This window comes from Stenotrophomonas maltophilia (genome assembly GCF_047782825.1).
Taxonomy (GTDB): domain Bacteria; phylum Pseudomonadota; class Gammaproteobacteria; order Xanthomonadales; family Xanthomonadaceae; genus Stenotrophomonas.
On sequence record NZ_CP180589.1, the window covers coordinates 2,696,736 to 2,711,163 of the forward strand.

Consider the following 14,428-nt stretch of genomic DNA (forward strand, 5'->3'; position numbering starts at 1 on the left):
GCCATGGCCGAGAACAAGCCCACCGTCATCGTCCGCCGGGTCAAGAAGGCCGGCCATGCCGCCCACCACGGCGGTTCGTGGAAAGTGGCCTACGCCGACTTCGTGACCGCGATGATGGCCTTCTTCCTGGTGCTGTGGCTGATGGCCAGCACCAGCAAGCCCGAACGTGCGGCCATTTCCGAATACTTCCGCAACCCCAGCCCGTTGGCCGGGCAGAGCCCCACGCCCGCACCGGGCATGGCCGGCCCCGGCGGCGCCAGTACGTCGATGATCAAGCTGGGCGGTGCCACCGATATTTCCCGTGGCAGCAGCAACGACCCCTTCCAGAACCAGCGCGAAGCGGTGCCGCAGCCGGTGGACCAGCAGCAGCGCGACAAGCAGCAGCTGGAAGCGCTGATGAAGGAACTGCAGGAAGCGATCAGCCGCAGCCAGGCGCTGGAGCCGTTCAAGGACCAGCTGCTGCTGGACCTGACCCCCGAAGGCCTGCGCATCCAGATCGTGGACAAGCAGAACCGCCCGATGTTCGACCTCGGCAGCGCCACGCTGAAGCCGTACACCCAGCAGATCCTGCACGAACTGGCCGAGTACCTGAACCACGTGCCGAACCGGATCAGCCTGACCGGGCACACCGATATCACCGCCTATTCGGCCGCGCGCGGCTACGGCAACTGGGAACTGAGCGCCGACCGCGCCAACGCGGCGCGCCGTGCCCTGGTCGACGGTGGCATGGAAGACAGCAAGATCACCCGCGTGGTTGGCCTGTCCTCGTCGGTGCTGTTCGACAAGACCGACCCGCAGAACCCGATCAACCGCCGCATCAGCATCGTGGTGATGACCAAGGCCGCCGAAGAAGCCGCCCTGGCCGGCGCTGGCCCGCAGGTGGGGCTGTCGGCCACCACGGTCGACCCGGACGTACAGGCCGCACAGGGTGAGCCCGCCACGCCGGCGGTAGCCCCCTGATCGGTCTCCGCCGGGCATGGCCCGGCGCTACCTGGGGCGCTGCGATCCGGTAGCGCCGGGCCATGCCCGGCGAGCGCGCAGCGCGGCACCCAGTACAATGGCGGTCTTTCCGTTTCCAGGTGACCCCACCCCATGTCCCAGTCCTCCAAGGCCAAGCGCGACAAGCGCAAGAAGCAGCAGGGCAAGCGCCCGTTCCTCCGCCTGAATGCCCAGCAGCAGGTGCAGAACCACGCCGTGCTGACCAATGAAGATGGTCAGGCCGTGGCCGCCATCGGCCTGCAGGGCCGTGAGTGGCTGCTGGCCATCGGTGGCCAGACCATGGGCAACGCCGACAACCCGGTGCCGATGCTGGCCATGCTCAAGCACCTGTCCAACGTGCAGGAAAAGGAAGGCCGCAAGGTCAACCTGGAATATTCCGAGCTGATGCAGAAGCTGCTGGACACCCTGGCGGCCGAAGCCGGCCAGACCGCTGACGAATACCTGGACAAGCTGGTGTCCGAATTCGAGACCGTGGAAGCCGAGGAAGGCACCGAAGGCGAAGCCGCCGAAGGCGATGTGGCTGAAGCCGCTGCCGACGCCGAGGCCGCTCCGGCCGACGCCGCCGACACCGACGGCAAGCCGCAGGCCTGAACCGGCCGCGGCCGTGTCGGTCTACGTCGATGACGCGGTGCATCCCTGGCGCGGACAGCGCTGGGCGCACCTGATGGCCGACACCCTGGCCGAGCTGCACGCGATGGCGGCGCAGCTCGGCATTCCACCGCGGGCCTTCCAGAACAAGGCCAGCGGCGCCCACTACGATGTCAACGCCGAACTGCGCGCGCAGGCGATCGCATTGGGCGCACGCGCCATTTCCCGGCACACCGACCGCGACCTGGTCAAAGCGGTGATCGCCAACGCCCGGGCGCAGTACCAGCCGTAGGCGGGTACGGGTAGCGCCGGGCCATGCCCGGCGAGCGCGCAGCGCGGTGAGAAGCCGCCGGGCATGGCCCGGCGCTACCGATCAGAACGGGTCGCTGCCCAGCCGCACTTCCACGTTCAGCAGCGAACACAGCGCCAGCAGCGCGTCATCGTCGCGGGTCAGCGCCATCCAGCCAGTGAAGCCCTCATTGCCCGCATCCACGCTCCACAACGTGTAGTTGTGCTCGCGCAGACGGTCGAAGGCGGTGGACATCAGCTGCACACCGTCCAGGTCGGCGGCGAAATCCTCGTCGTCCAGGTCGCCACCCCAGTCCAGCTGCAGGTTGAAGCGCGCCGACAGCTCGTTCACCGCCGACTGCAGCGATTCCAGGTCATCGCGCTCCACTTCGAAGCCGGACTGCCAGGCGATGGCCGTGAGCAGCGCCGGCAGCCAGTCGCTGTCCGCTTCCAGCGGCTGCCCATCCTCGGCCAGGTGCTCGCGCCAGCGGTTGAACTGCTGCAGCGCCAGCTCCTCGTCGCCGGGGTTGATCAGCACCAGCAGGTTCCAGACCCGCGCCTCGAAGTCGTCTTCGTCGAAATCGTGGGCGTCTTCCTCGAAGTCGAAATAATCGCTGTTGTCGGGCATGGCGGGCACTCCTTGGGGCAGGCCGGCATTCTACGGTTTATCCTGTGCCGCTGAAGCCGGCCTTGGTGGCCGTCACTGTGAATGAAGCGATGAGCGATACCCCTCCCGACCACCTGGCGATCAACCCGGCCAGCCCCTTCCACGACGCCCAGGCCCTGGAACGCGGCGTTGGCGTGCGTTTCAACGACATCGAGCGTGACAACGTCGAGGAATACTCGGTCAGCGAAGGCTGGATCCGGGTACAGGCCGGCAAGGCCCGCGACCGCCGCGGCAACCCGATGACCATCAAGTCCAAGGGCAAGGTCGAGGTGTACTACCTGGACCAGAAGCCGGAATAACCCGCTGTTGTAGAGCCGAGCCCGTGCTCGGCTGCTCTTTCCGCAGGGCCGTGAGCCTGGAACGGAGAGCAGCCGAGCATGGGCTCGGCTCTACATGCAGGCGTCAATCGCGCTTGCGCGATTCCAGCAGGTCCAGGTTGCGGATCAGCCGGCGCGAGATCTCATCGGAAATCACCCCGCGCCGCGTCAGGCGGAACAGCTCCTCGCGTTCGGCGTTCAGGCCGGCGCTGCGCAGCTGGCGGTAGCCCTGCTCCATCCGGTTGACCTTCTCCGGGTCCACGTCGGGGCCGTCGTTGTCCTTTTCCAGATGGCGCTGGTACAGCAGGCTGACCCGCGAGGCAGCGTCGTTGTACAGCTGCACGTTCTCGGTGTTCTGGTTCATCACCATCTGCTGGCGCATGCGCTCCACCCCGGCCAGGGCAGCCTTGGAGGACAGCCGGCGGGCCAGGTCCTCTTCCTTGCGGTCGCCCGAATCGGCCGGCAGCTGCAGACCCTTCAGCAGCTGCGGCAGGGCCACGCTGGCGCCCACCAGCGAGAACAGGATCACCGCCGCCGCCAGGAAGATCACCAGGTCACGCGCCGGGAAGGCACTGCCGTCGGGCAGGAACAGCGGCAGGGTCAACACACCGGCCAGGGTGATGGCACCGCGCACACCCGCCACCGAGGTGGCCACCACGATGCGCCAGTTCGGCGCCTCGCCATGTTCCAGCCCACGGCGGCGCGCACGCAGCAGGTTCCAGCGCAGCGACAGCCACACCCAAAGCAGGCGCAGCGCGATCAGCGTGGCATTGATCACCAGCACGTACACCAGCAGCCACCAGGCGCTCTGGTGGCCGCTCTCGTTCATGGTGGTGGTGGCGCGCTCGACGATACCCGGCAGCTGCTCACCCAGCAGCACGAACATGATGCCGTTGAAACTGAACTGCAGCATGTTCCAGACCCCGGCACGCTGCACGCGCATGCTGCCTGATACGCGGCCGGTCAGCTCCACGTAGCTCATCGCGATGCCGGCGGCGACCGCGGCGAGGATGCCCGAGGCATGGATTTCTTCGGCCAGCAGGTAGGCCGCGAACGGAATGAGCAGGTTGACCAGCATCGCCGCACCGGGCTCTTCGCCGAAGCGGCGCCACAGCCAGCGCTGGAAGGTGGATACGCCCAGGGTGACCGCCACGCCCACCGCCAGGCCGGCCACGGCCACCCACAGGAAGGTCAGCGACGCGGTGGCCAGCGAGAAGCTGCCGGTCATCACCGCGGCCACGGCGAAGCGGAAGCAGACCAGGCCCGATGCATCGTTGAGCAGCGATTCGCCTTCCAGGATGTGCATCAGGCGCTTGGGAATGGGCGCCTTGGCGGCGATCGCACCGACCGCCACCGGGTCGGTGGGCGAGACGATGGCGGCCAGCGCGAAGCACACCGCCAGCGGCATCACCGGAATCATCCAGTGGATCAGCAGGCCCGCACCGATGACGGTGAACACCACCAGGCCGAAGGCCAGTTCGAGGATCGCGCCTTTATCGCGGAACAGGCCCTGCTTGGGAATGCGCCAACCATCCAGGAACAGCAGCGGCGGCAGGAACAGCAGGAAGAACACTTCCGGTTCCAGCGCGTGGCCACGGTTGAACACCCCGGCAATGACCGCGCCCAGGCCGATCTGCACCAACGGCAGCGGCAACGAGAATGGCAGGACGCGAACCAGGTAACCGCTGGCGACAACGGCCACCAGCATCGCCAGGACGACTTCGATGGTGTGCATGCTTCTTCCAGGAAGCGGCGCGTGGGGCCCGGGAAAAACCGGTGTGCGCCGGAGACTGGAAAAAAACTTAACACAGCAGGCCGTCGCTGCGGCCCGCTGTGTGAATGCGCGTCAGGGCAGCGACAGCAAACGCTGCGCGATCCAGCCCTGGATGTCCTGCTGCATGTCCGCCGACAGCGTGTGGCCAACCGGGTAGCCACGCAGCTGGTGGGCCACGCCCAGCGCCTGCAGGCGCGCAGCTGCGGATTCGGCCAGCGTATATGGCAGCTTGTCATCGGCATGGCCGTGCACCAGCAGGCCGTCCAGCCCGGCATCGGCGATATCTGCCGGCACGTGCGGGGCGATCTCCGGCAGGATGCGCCCGCACAGCACGCCGAAGGACTTCACCCGCTGCGGCTGGGTCAGGGCGACGCTGGCGCTCATGATGCCGCCCTGGCTGAAACCGGCCAGCACGGTCTGCCGCGCCTGCACGCCCAGCCGCTGCTGCTGCGCGACCAGCCAGTCGCCCAGCAGCAGGCGCGACTGCTCGGCCTGCGCCGGGTCGATCACCGGCCCCTGCGCGCCGAAGCGCACGGTGAACCAGCCGAACGCCTGTGGCCCGAACACCAGCGGCCCCCGCGGCAGCAGCACGTGCAGGCGCGGGTCGATGGCCTGGGCCAGCCCGGCCAGCGACTGCTCGTTGCTGCCCACGCCATGCAGCAGCACCACCAGCCCCTGTGCCGGGCCCTGCGCCGGCCGCTCCAGCTTCGGCAGCACCGCGCTCATGCGGCCACCGCCGCTGCGGCGCCGTCGAAGCGGTAGATGTCCATGGCCAGCATGCCGGCGTCGATGCCCGCATCGATGCGCTGTGCACCGAAGCCGCCCTCGCCGGCCGCGCCCATCGCGAAGTACAGCGGCAGCAGGTGCTCATCGGTGGGGTGCGCGCGTTCGGCAAACGGTGCCTGGCGGCGGTAGTCGAACAGCGCGTCGCGGTCGTTGGCGGCCAGCCGTTGTTCCACCCATTCGATGAAGGGGCGCACGTACGGCGCTTCCTTGCCGTCCTGGTAATCGCGCCAGTCGTGCAGGTTGTGGGTGATGCTGCCCGAACCGATCAGCAGCACGCCCTGCTCGCGCAGCGGTGCCAGCGCGCGGCCCAGCGCGTACTGGTGCTGCGGGCCCAGCATCGGCTGGATCGACAGTGGCACCACTGGCAGGTCGGCCTGCGGGCGCAGCATGCGCAGCGGCACCCAGGCGCCGTGATCCAGGCCACGGTGCGGATCGATGGCTACCGGCAGGCCGGCAGCGGCGATGCGGCCGGCCACCTCTTCGGCCAGCGCCGGATCGCCCGGGGCCGGGTACTGCAGTTCGAACAGTTCGCGCGGGAAGCCGCCGAAGTCATGGATGGTCGGCGGCTGCGGGTGCGCCCCGACCAGCGGCTGGCGGGCCAGCCAGTGCGCCGAGGCCATCACGATCGCACGCGGCGTGGGCAGGTCGCGGGCCAGCTCGGCCAGCCGCACGCCGACCTGCCCCGGGTGCAGGGCGGTCATCGGCGAACCATGGGAGATGTACAGCGAAGGCAGGCGGGACATGGAATCCTCCAGTAACTCTTGCAGGGGGCGATCAGCGCGAACGCAGGGTCCAGCGGCCATCGCCCAGCAGGAACAGCACGACCAGGGCCAGTGCCCAGAACGCCGGGTATTCCCAGCCACCGCCGGCATTGGCGAAGCTGAAACCATTGGCGCCGTGCACGGTAACGATCGTGCCCAGCAGCAGCGGCACGCCCAGCAGGCCGATCCAGCGCGCGTACACGCCCAGCAGCAGGGCGGTGGCGATGCCCAGCTCGGCAACGAGGGTGAAATACCCCAGCACACCAGGCAGGCCCAGCGACTGGAAGTAGGCCGCCGTGCCGGCCGGGGTGAACACCAGCAGCTTGGTCAGGCCGTGGGCCAGGAACAGGCCGCCCAGCGCCAGCCGCAACAGGGTGCCGGCATAGGGGGCGAGCGGTGACAACGGGCGGGAGACGGCGGTGGACATGGCGGCGACCTCGGAAGGAGTGGACACAGCTTATTGCGCTCACCATGGCGGATAAATACGATGATCCGACCGTATTTATTTCAAAAGTCGCAACAATGGACACCCTGGACGCAATGCGCGTATTCGTGGCGGTGGTCGAGCGCAACGGCTTCAGCGCCGCCGCCCAGGCGTTGGGCATGTCCACCGCCGGCGTGACCCGGCAGGTGGCCGCGCTGGAAAAGCGCCTGTCCACCCGCCTGCTCCACCGCACCACGCGCCGGGTCAGCCCGACCAGCGCCGGGGCGGCCTACTACGCCCAGTGCGTGCGCCTGCTGGCCGAGTTCGACGCGCTGGAAGCGAGCATCGGCGCGCAGGCGCTGGAGCCTTCGGGCACGTTGCGCATCAATGCGCCGGTCAGCTGGGGCATCGCCCGGCTCGGCCCGCTGCTGGCCGGCTATCGCCAGCGGTACCCGCAGGTGGAACTGGACCTGGCCCTGTCCGACCGCCTGGTGGACATGGTGGAAGAAGGCTATGACGTGGCCATCCGCATCACCCGCGAACCCAGCCCGGCGCTGATCGCGCGCCGTCTCGGCCAGGCCCGCATCACCCTGTGCGCGGCACCGTCCTACCTGGCCGCGCGCGGCACCCCGCGCACGCCGCAGGACCTGGAACAGCACGATTGCCTGGGCTACAGCTACTGGGCGTCGGGCAGCCAGTGGCCACTGCAGGGGCCCGGCGGCGAAACCCGGGTGACGGTGAACAGCATCCTGCAGGCCAACAACGGCGATGTGCTGCGCGAAGCGGCCATCGCCGGCATGGGCGTGATCCTGCAGCCGGATTTCCTGCTGGACGATGCGCTGGCCGACGGCCGCCTGCTGCGCGTGCTGCCCGAATGGGACGTGCCGGCGATCGGCATCTTCGCCGTCTACACCAGCCGCAGCCACCTGGCGCCGAAGGTGCGCAGCTTCATCGATTACCTGGTGGATGCGGGGGTGTGACGCCCGCGCTTCGCGCTCGCCGGGCATGGCCCGGCGGATTTCCACCGTCAGGCCACCACCTCATCCAGCGCGTCGATGATCTGCTCCAGCGGCGCTGGCCGTCCCAGCAGGTAGCCCTGCACCTGGTCGCAGCCATGCGCGGCCAGCCAGTTCAGCTGCCCCGGCGTTTCCACGCCTTCGGCAATGATGGTCAGCCCCATGCTGTGGCCCAGCGACAGCAGCGCGCGGCAGATCGAGGCATTGCGCGGGTTGGTTTCCACATCGGCCACGAAGCTGCGGTCGATCTTCAGGATGTCCAGCGGCAGGTGCTGCAGGTAGGACATGCTGGAATAGCCGGTGCCGAAGTCATCCAGCGACACGCTGATGCCCTGCTCGTGCAGCCGCTGCATGGTCTGCAACGCCTGCGCTGGCTTGCGCATCAGGCTGCTCTCGGTCAGTTCCATGTGCAGCGCGCCGCGGGCCAGCCCGAAGTCCTTCTGCGCGCGGGTGAATTCGGCCACCAGATCGCTGTTGAAGAACTGCACCGCCGACACGTTCACCGCAATGGACAGCTCGCCCCAGCCGGCATCCACCAGCCGCCGCTGTGCCTGCGCCGCCGCGCGGATCACCCAGCGCCCCAGCGCCAGGATCAGGCCGGTGTCCTCGCACAGCTGGATGAACTCGCTGGGCGGAATGAAGCTGCCATCGGCCTGCGGCCAGCGCAGCAGGGCTTCCAGCGCGGCCGGGCTGCCGTCGCTGGCATGGCGGATCGGCTGGAAGTACAGCTGGAATTCGTTGTCGATGGCGGCGTGGATGCGTGCCGCCAGGCGCAGGCGGTCGGCCAGGCGGGTGGTCACCGCCGTATCGAACCAGGCCACCACGTTGCCTTCGGCGCGTGCCGCGTGCGCGGCCTGCGCGGCCATGCCGATCACCTGTTCGGCGCTGTGGCCATCGCCCACCGCGTGCACGGCCACGCCGATGCGCGGCTCGAACTGGTGCAGTGAATCCTTGCCGCGCATCGGCGCCGAGACGATCTGCAGCAGATCATCCAGCGCCCGCTGGGCGGTGTGCTCGCCGCCGATGGCCAGCACGAAGTCTTCGGCCGGCTGGAAGGCCAGGGAACCGAAACGCGCGCCCAGCCCGCCCAGGCGCTGGGCCATCGACTGCAGCACCGCATCGCCGATCTCGCGGCCGAGCGTGTCGGCCACCAGCTGCAGGCCACGCAGCTGCACGTAGGCGATGGTGTAGGCACCTTCCTGCGCGTCCAGCTGTTCGGTCAGCGCGCGCACGGTCAGCAGGCCCGTATCCGGGTTGTGCCGCGCCCGGTAGGCCAGGTCGCGCTCGTAGGCCAGCCGCTCGCTCACATCCTCGGCCAGCACCAGGCAGGCCGGGCGGCCGTCGAAATCCAGCATGGACAGGTGCGCACGTACCTCGAATTCGCTGCCATCACGGCGCCGGTGCATGCGCACCGTCGATTCCGGCAGCCCATCCACCCGCGCTCGCGCAATCGCCCCCATCACCTCGTCCCACCCGCCGCGAGGACGGATGTCGAGAATGCTCATGGCCAGAAATTCCTCGCGGCTGTAGCCATACTGCTCGACGGCCGCCTCGTTGACCTCAAGGAAACGCAGGCTTTCCGGATCGAACACCCAGAATGGCGCCGGATTGCGGTCGAACAACAGGCGGAAGCGGCGCTCTGCACGGCTCATCTGTTCGCGTGCCCGGTAACGCTCGGTCTGGTCGGTCAGCGCACCGATCATCCGCCGCTGGCGGTCGGCCACCTCCACCCGCTGGCCGCGCGCAGCCACCCAGCGTACGTGGCCACCGGGCAGCACCAGGCGGAATTCCTCGTCCAGCACCGCACTGCCGGCAAAGGCCTGGTCAAAAGCCCGCTGCAGGCGCTCGCTGTCATCGCGGTGCACGCGGGTGAAGAACTCGGCCACCGGCAACGCATCGGCCTGCACATCGAAGATCTCCCGCGCCAGCGGCGACCAGTGCAGCTGCGCGGCATCCTCGTCCACGTACCACGTACACACCCGCCCGACCTGGTGGGCCAACAGCAGCTCGGCATGGCCGGTACGCAGTTCTTCGGCCATCGACTGATGGCTGCGGGTACTGCGGCGAACCGCGTACAGCAGGACCAGCAGCACGGCGGTGTAGGCAAGCATGATGGCCACGGCCGCCTGCAGGTAAGGCCACCACGGTGCCAGCACATCCTCGTCGGCCAACCCGACCTGCACCGCCAGCGGGCTGTGCTGCAGCGTGCTGATGGTGGAAATGCGCGGGATGCCATCCACGGCGCCAGGGATGCTGCCCAGTTCCACCAGAGCAGCACGACCCAGCAGATCGCGTCCCGGCAGCTGATAGCGACGACCCACCGTCGCCTGCGGGTGCGGCACCCGGGCGAGCATGGCGCCATCACGATCACTGATCGATACCAGCCCGTGTGGGCCGACATCCAGGCCGCCGACGATGCGCTGCAGTTCCTCGCAACGCAGCCGCGCCAGCAGCCAGCGGTCGCCGGCCATCGGCAGTGCCAGCGGCACCACCCAGCCGCCGTCGCTGACGCGCTGCGGCGGGCCGACGTACAGCGCACTGCCCTGCCCACGCCGCTGCGGGTCGCTCCACAGCGGCAGCTGCAGGTCGCCCTTGCCGGCCGTCAATGCGCGGCCATAGGTATCGAGCACCACGATGCTGTGCAGTTCGGCATGGCGGCTGAGCACACCACTGATGGCCGCATCCAGCAGGCTCGGGGCCTGTGCCGGCACGCTGCGGAACAGTTCGGCAGCATCGGCGGCAATACCGCTCATGGCCCGTTCCAGGTTGCGCAGCTCCAGTGCGAGCAACCGCTCAGTACCCACCGCCAAGGCACGGCTCTGCCGCTGCGCCGCTTCCAGGCGGCGCTGGTAGTCGTTGACCAGCATGGCCGCCAGGCCCACTGCCAGCAGCACGCCCAGCGCAACGCCGCCCCAGGTGATGGCACGCAGCGGCCGGGCCAGCGCGCGTCTCAGCGCCGGCATCGGTCGATCTTCCCTGTACTGTCGGCTGGCTTCATGCGCGAACGATTCCTCCACGTCCCCGACGTCAACGGCCGGCGGACGCCATTCTTGACGCCTCGACCTGCCCGGCACGCCACCTCCCATGGCTGCGCAGGGCCCCCGCCCGCAGCATGCACCACCCCGGTGGCCGCGTGAAGGTCACCGCCGCGCGTTCAGCCAGATCGCGCACAGCGCTGCCCCACCGGCGGTGCGGCCAGTGCACGCGCGGGGGATTAGACTTGGGGTTTTCCGCCGCAAGAGAAGTCCATGTCCAAGCTGCGCCGTCCCACCCTGGCGCTGGCCATCCTCGCCAGCCTGTCCCTGGCCGCCTGCGACCGCCCGGCCGAACCGGCTGCCGGTACCGCTGCGCCGGCCGATGCCGCCCCTGCCCCGGCCAAGCCGATGCTGGGCAGTTTCGGCTTCGATGCCAGCGGCATGGACCGCAGCATCGCCGCCGGCGACGACTTCTTCGGCTTCGCCAACGGCACCTGGGTGAAGAACACCGAGATCCCGGCCGACCGTTCGCGTTTTGGCAGCTTCAACGTCATCGCCGAAAAGACCCAGGCCGACACCCGCGCGATCCTGGAAGGGGCCGCCGGCAATGCGCAGGCCAGCGGCGATGACAAGCTGATCGGCGATTACTACGCCGCCTACATGGACGAGGCCGGCATCGAGAAGCGTGGCCTGGCCCCCGTGCAGCCGCAGCTGGCGGCCATCGGCGGCATTGCCGACAAGGCAGCCCTGGCACGCGCGCTGGGTGGCGACATGCGCGCCGACGTGGACCTGCTCAATGCCACCAACTTCTACACCGACCGTCTGTTCGGCCTGTGGGTGTCGGTGGACATGCTGCAGCCGGACCGCAACGCGCCGTACCTGGTACAGGGCGGCCTGGGCATGCCCGACCGCGACTTCTACCTGGGCGATGGCCGCATGGCCGACCTGCGCAAGCAGTACCAGGCCTACATCGCGCAGGTGCTGCAGCTGGCCGGCGTGGCCGACCCGGCCGGCAAGGCGCAGCGCATCCTGGCGCTGGAAACGAAGATCGCCCAGGCCCATGCCAGCCAGGAAGAAACCAACAACGTGACCCAGGGTGCCAACCCCTGGACGCAGGCGGACTTCAACGCCAAGGCTCCGGGCATGGACTGGGCCGCGTTCCTGGACGCCGCCAAGCTGGGCCAGCAGCAGGACTTCATCGTCTGGCAGCCCAAGGCCGTGGCCGGCCTGTCCAAGCTGGTGGCCACCGAGCCGCTGGACGTCTGGAAGGACTACATGACCTTCCACGCGCTGGACCGCGCCGCCGCCTACCTGCCGAAGAACTTCGCCGACGCCCGCTTTGCCTTCCATGGCACCGCGCTGAGCGGCACCCCGCAGCAGAGCGACCGCTGGAAGCGTGCGGTGGACGACGCCAACCACGCCGTGGGTGAAGCCATCGGCAAGCGTTACGTGGAAAAGCACTTCGACGCCAAGACCAAGGAACGCGCGGACGAAATGGCGAAGAACATCATCGCCGCCTTCGCCAAGCGCATCGACGCCCTGGCCTGGATGTCGCCGCAGACCAAGGCACACGCCAAGGCCAAGGTGGCCGGCCTGACCGTGGGCATGGGTTACCCGGACAAGTGGCGCGACTACACCGGGCTGGAGATCCGCCGTGACGATCCGCTGGGCAACGCGCAGCGTGCCGAACGGTTCGAATACGAGCGCAACGTCGCCAAGCTGGGCAAGCCGGTCGACCACAGCGAGTGGGCGATGCTGCCGCAGACCATCAACGCGATGAACGTGCCGCTGGAAAACCGCCTGGTGTTCCCGGCCGCGATCCTGCAGCCGCCGTTCTTCGACGGTGCCGCCGACGATGCGGTGAACTACGGTGCCATCGGCGCGGTGATCGGCCACGAGATCAGCCACGGCTTCGACAATGCCGGCGCGCTGTTCGATGAAACCGGCAAGCTGCACAACTGGTGGACGGCCGAAGACCTCAAGCAGTTCAACGCCGCCGGCGATGCGCTGGCTGCGCAGTTCAGCAGCTACGAGCCGTTCCCCGGCGTGCATGTGAACGGCAAGCTGACCCTGGGCGAGAACATTGCCGATGTGGCCGGCCTGGGCACCGCCTACGACGCCTACCAGATGTCGCTGCAGGGCAAGCCGGGCCAGACCCTGGAAGGCTTCACCCCCGACCAGCGCTTCTTCCTGGGCTTCGCCCAGGCGTGGCGCAGCAAGAGCCGCGAACAGGCGCTGCGCAACGGCCTGCTGACCGACGTGCATGCACCGGGCCAGTACCGCGCGCTGACCGTGCGCAACATCGACGCCTGGTACCCGGCGTTTGAAGTGAAGGAAGGCCAGAAGCTGTACCTGGCCCCGGACAAGCGGGTCAAGGTGTGGTGATGTGAAGCAGACGGGCGCCGAAAGGCGCCCGTTTTTTTGGGATGCCGCGTTATCCACGCGTGGCGTGGATCTACTGGCGGCGCGTCGTGCATCGATCTCGCAACCTGCTCTGGTAGGGGCCAACCTTGGTTGGCGCTTTTCCGCCATCCACGCATGGCGTGGATCTACTGCCGCACGGAATCGAGCCGTAGATCCACGCCATGCGTGGATACGCAGCATCGATCACCCCACCGCCGGCCACTCGCGCAACACGTCCACCGGCACGCCCACGCGTGCGCAGGCGCGCGTGGCCAGGCCATCGGGCAGCGCGCGGCGGAACAGCGGTGCCATGCCCTGCATCAGCTTGGCCGACGCTGCAGCCTGCGTCCGCTGGCCGGTACTGCGCTCCAGCATCGCCTCGGCCCAGTCGGGCAGCAGCGCGGCGCCCGCACCCAGGAACACCGCGCGCGACAGGCCCGGAATCGGCACCGGCAGGTTGACCGCCGACAGCACCTCCAGCACTTCGCGCGAGCGCGCATCGGCCAGCAGCTCCGGCTGCCGCGCACAGAAGTAGGCGGCCACTTCCGCCTCGCTGCGCGGCACATCCACCGCACCCAGTGCTTCGGCCACGCAGCGGTACTCGTCGTAGTAGCGGTCGGCAATCTCCACCGGCACCTCGCGGCCGTAGCGGCGATAGCCCTGCAGGAAGCCGAACGCCTCGGTCACGTGCACCCACGTCAGCAGCTGCGGGTCATCGGCCGCATAGGGCTCCCCCTGCGCTGTGCAGCCGCGGATCTGCGCATGGATGCGGCGCACCTTGGCCACCAGCGTTTCCACTTCACCAGCCGGCGCATAGCTGGTACCCGCCACGAAGGCCGTGGTCCGCCGCAGGCGCCCCACCAGGTCCTGGCGGAAGTTGGAATGGTCGTACACGCCAGCCAGCGCGCGCGGGTGCAGGGTCTGCAGCATCAGCGCGCACAGGCCGCCGGCCAGCATCGAGGGCAGCTCGGCATGCATGCGCCAGGTCACGCTGTCCGGCCCGAACCAGCCCGGATCGCCCAGCGGGTGGTCGTAATCGATGCCGCTCTGGCCGCGCGGGAAGGCATCAAGCACCCAGCGCCGGATGGGCGCGGTGACGGGGCGGGCAAGGCGGTGCAGCAACGGCGGCATCTTCGGTCCAGGCGGTGGCGGAATCGGCCGCGGTCTGCGCGGTCAGCCTCGATTCTGGGCGATACGGGCGCATGCAGCGAGTCCACCGGCTCAGCCACGGTTTCATGTGCAGCCGCAGCACATTTCACCCTGCGACATCTTGACGCAGGCTACCGGCGCGATGCTGCGCCGCAACAACATTCACCCATTCAGACAAAACCCTTACGGCGCTAGGCATTGCGCCCATTGCACGGGCCGCTGGAAGTGCTAGAACTGAATCCGCCACACCGTCCAATGCTGATCGACGCACGTTCCACAAG

The 14,428-nt window shown here is 68.6% G+C and carries 13 protein-coding genes; 6 read left to right on the top strand and 7 right to left on the bottom strand.

Features of this window, described 5'->3' with window-relative positions:
• Positions 1–3 precede the first annotated feature (3 nt).
• From motB to ACM2ZB_RS12665, 3 genes are all read left to right on the top strand, one after another.
• Positions 4–960 carry a flagellar motor protein MotB gene (motB, locus tag ACM2ZB_RS12655; protein ID WP_416055690.1) on the top strand — a complete coding sequence of 319 codons (957 nt, stop codon included), beginning with the start codon at positions 4–6 and terminating at the stop codon, positions 958–960.
• 132 nt (positions 961–1,092) lie between these two features.
• Complete coding sequence (locus ACM2ZB_RS12660) at positions 1,093–1,590, top strand: hypothetical protein (protein WP_416055691.1); 498 nt, start codon at positions 1,093–1,095, stop codon at positions 1,588–1,590.
• A gap of 13 nt (positions 1,591–1,603) precedes the next feature.
• Complete coding sequence (locus ACM2ZB_RS12665) at positions 1,604–1,879, top strand: DUF4031 domain-containing protein (RefSeq protein WP_313439178.1); 276 nt, start codon at positions 1,604–1,606, stop codon at positions 1,877–1,879.
• 81 nt (positions 1,880–1,960) lie between these two features.
• Here ACM2ZB_RS12665 and ACM2ZB_RS12670 read toward each other — a convergent pair whose 3' ends face one another.
• Positions 1,961–2,503, bottom strand: coding sequence for a hypothetical protein (locus ACM2ZB_RS12670; RefSeq protein ID WP_313439181.1), 543 nt, complete (start codon positions 2,501–2,503; stop codon positions 1,961–1,963).
• Positions 2,504–2,592: 89 nt separating this feature from the next.
• On the opposite strand from ACM2ZB_RS12670, the gene ACM2ZB_RS12675 reads away from it, so the two are divergent.
• On the top strand, positions 2,593–2,841 hold the full coding sequence (locus tag ACM2ZB_RS12675; RefSeq protein ID WP_313439184.1) for a DUF3297 family protein: 249 nt from the start codon (positions 2,593–2,595) through the stop codon (positions 2,839–2,841).
• A gap of 103 nt (positions 2,842–2,944) precedes the next feature.
• Here the strand turns inward: ACM2ZB_RS12675 and ACM2ZB_RS12680 are convergent, their stop codons facing one another.
• From ACM2ZB_RS12680 to ACM2ZB_RS12695, 4 genes are all read right to left on the bottom strand, one after another.
• Positions 2,945–4,594, bottom strand: coding sequence for a Na+/H+ antiporter (locus tag ACM2ZB_RS12680; protein WP_313439187.1), 1,650 nt, complete (start codon positions 4,592–4,594; stop codon positions 2,945–2,947).
• Between the two features lie 111 nt (positions 4,595–4,705).
• Entirely contained in the window at positions 4,706–5,359 is a 654-nt protein-coding gene (locus ACM2ZB_RS12685; RefSeq protein ID WP_416055692.1) for an alpha/beta hydrolase, read from the bottom strand.
• Positions 5,356–6,162, bottom strand: a complete 807-nt coding sequence (locus ACM2ZB_RS12690; protein ID WP_416055693.1) for a dioxygenase — start codon at positions 6,160–6,162, stop codon at positions 5,356–5,358. The genes ACM2ZB_RS12685 and ACM2ZB_RS12690 overlap by 4 nt, the downstream gene beginning before the upstream one ends.
• A gap of 31 nt (positions 6,163–6,193) precedes the next feature.
• Positions 6,194–6,607, bottom strand: coding sequence for a DoxX family protein (locus ACM2ZB_RS12695; protein WP_313439193.1), 414 nt, complete (start codon positions 6,605–6,607; stop codon positions 6,194–6,196).
• 95 nt (positions 6,608–6,702) lie between these two features.
• On the opposite strand from ACM2ZB_RS12695, the gene ACM2ZB_RS12700 reads away from it, so the two are divergent.
• On the top strand, positions 6,703–7,584 hold the full coding sequence (locus tag ACM2ZB_RS12700) for a LysR family transcriptional regulator (RefSeq protein ID WP_416055694.1): 882 nt from the start codon (positions 6,703–6,705) through the stop codon (positions 7,582–7,584).
• 47 nt (positions 7,585–7,631) lie between these two features.
• On the opposite strand, the gene ACM2ZB_RS12705 is transcribed toward ACM2ZB_RS12700, so the two are convergent.
• Positions 7,632–10,583 carry an EAL domain-containing protein gene (locus ACM2ZB_RS12705; RefSeq protein ID WP_416055695.1) on the bottom strand — a complete coding sequence of 984 codons (2,952 nt, stop codon included), beginning with the start codon at positions 10,581–10,583 and terminating at the stop codon, positions 7,632–7,634.
• Between the two features lie 285 nt (positions 10,584–10,868).
• Here ACM2ZB_RS12705 and ACM2ZB_RS12710 point away from each other — a divergent pair, with 285 nt between their 5' ends.
• A complete protein-coding gene (locus ACM2ZB_RS12710) occupies positions 10,869–12,980 on the top strand; it encodes a M13 family metallopeptidase (RefSeq protein ID WP_416055696.1) in 2,112 nt (703 codons plus the stop codon).
• Between the two features lie 222 nt (positions 12,981–13,202).
• Here ACM2ZB_RS12710 and ACM2ZB_RS12715 read toward each other — a convergent pair whose 3' ends face one another.
• Positions 13,203–14,129: an oxygenase MpaB family protein gene (locus ACM2ZB_RS12715; protein ID WP_416055697.1), complete on the bottom strand. Its 927-nt coding sequence runs from the start codon at positions 14,127–14,129 to the stop codon at positions 13,203–13,205.
• Positions 14,130–14,428: the final 299 nt, after the last annotated feature.

What these genes read in the sequence shown, in the direction of transcription:
- ACM2ZB_RS12660 (WP_416055691.1), top strand. Translation starts at nt 1,093, where the DNA reads ATGTCCCAGTCCTCCAAGGCCAAGCGCGACAAGCGCAAGAAGCAGCAG.
- ACM2ZB_RS12675 (WP_313439184.1), top strand. Translation starts at nt 2,593, where the DNA reads ATGAGCGATACCCCTCCCGACCACCTGGCGATCAACCCGGCCAGCCCC.
- ACM2ZB_RS12670 (WP_313439181.1), bottom strand. Translation starts at nt 2,503, where the DNA reads ATGCCCGACAACAGCGATTATTTCGACTTCGAGGAAGACGCCCACGAT.
- ACM2ZB_RS12710 (WP_416055696.1), top strand. Translation starts at nt 10,869, where the DNA reads ATGTCCAAGCTGCGCCGTCCCACCCTGGCGCTGGCCATCCTCGCCAGC.
- ACM2ZB_RS12680 (WP_313439187.1), bottom strand. Translation starts at nt 4,594, where the DNA reads ATGCACACCATCGAAGTCGTCCTGGCGATGCTGGTGGCCGTTGTCGCC.
- ACM2ZB_RS12715 (WP_416055697.1), bottom strand. Translation starts at nt 14,129, where the DNA reads ATGCCGCCGTTGCTGCACCGCCTTGCCCGCCCCGTCACCGCGCCCATC.
- ACM2ZB_RS12690 (WP_416055693.1), bottom strand. Translation starts at nt 6,162, where the DNA reads ATGTCCCGCCTGCCTTCGCTGTACATCTCCCATGGTTCGCCGATGACC.
- ACM2ZB_RS12700 (WP_416055694.1), top strand. Translation starts at nt 6,703, where the DNA reads ATGGACACCCTGGACGCAATGCGCGTATTCGTGGCGGTGGTCGAGCGC.
- ACM2ZB_RS12685 (WP_416055692.1), bottom strand. Translation starts at nt 5,359, where the DNA reads ATGAGCGCGGTGCTGCCGAAGCTGGAGCGGCCGGCGCAGGGCCCGGCA.
- ACM2ZB_RS12695 (WP_313439193.1), bottom strand. Translation starts at nt 6,607, where the DNA reads ATGTCCACCGCCGTCTCCCGCCCGTTGTCACCGCTCGCCCCCTATGCC.
- motB (WP_416055690.1), top strand. Translation starts at nt 4, where the DNA reads ATGGCCGAGAACAAGCCCACCGTCATCGTCCGCCGGGTCAAGAAGGCC.
- ACM2ZB_RS12705 (WP_416055695.1), bottom strand. Translation starts at nt 10,583, where the DNA reads ATGCCGGCGCTGAGACGCGCGCTGGCCCGGCCGCTGCGTGCCATCACC.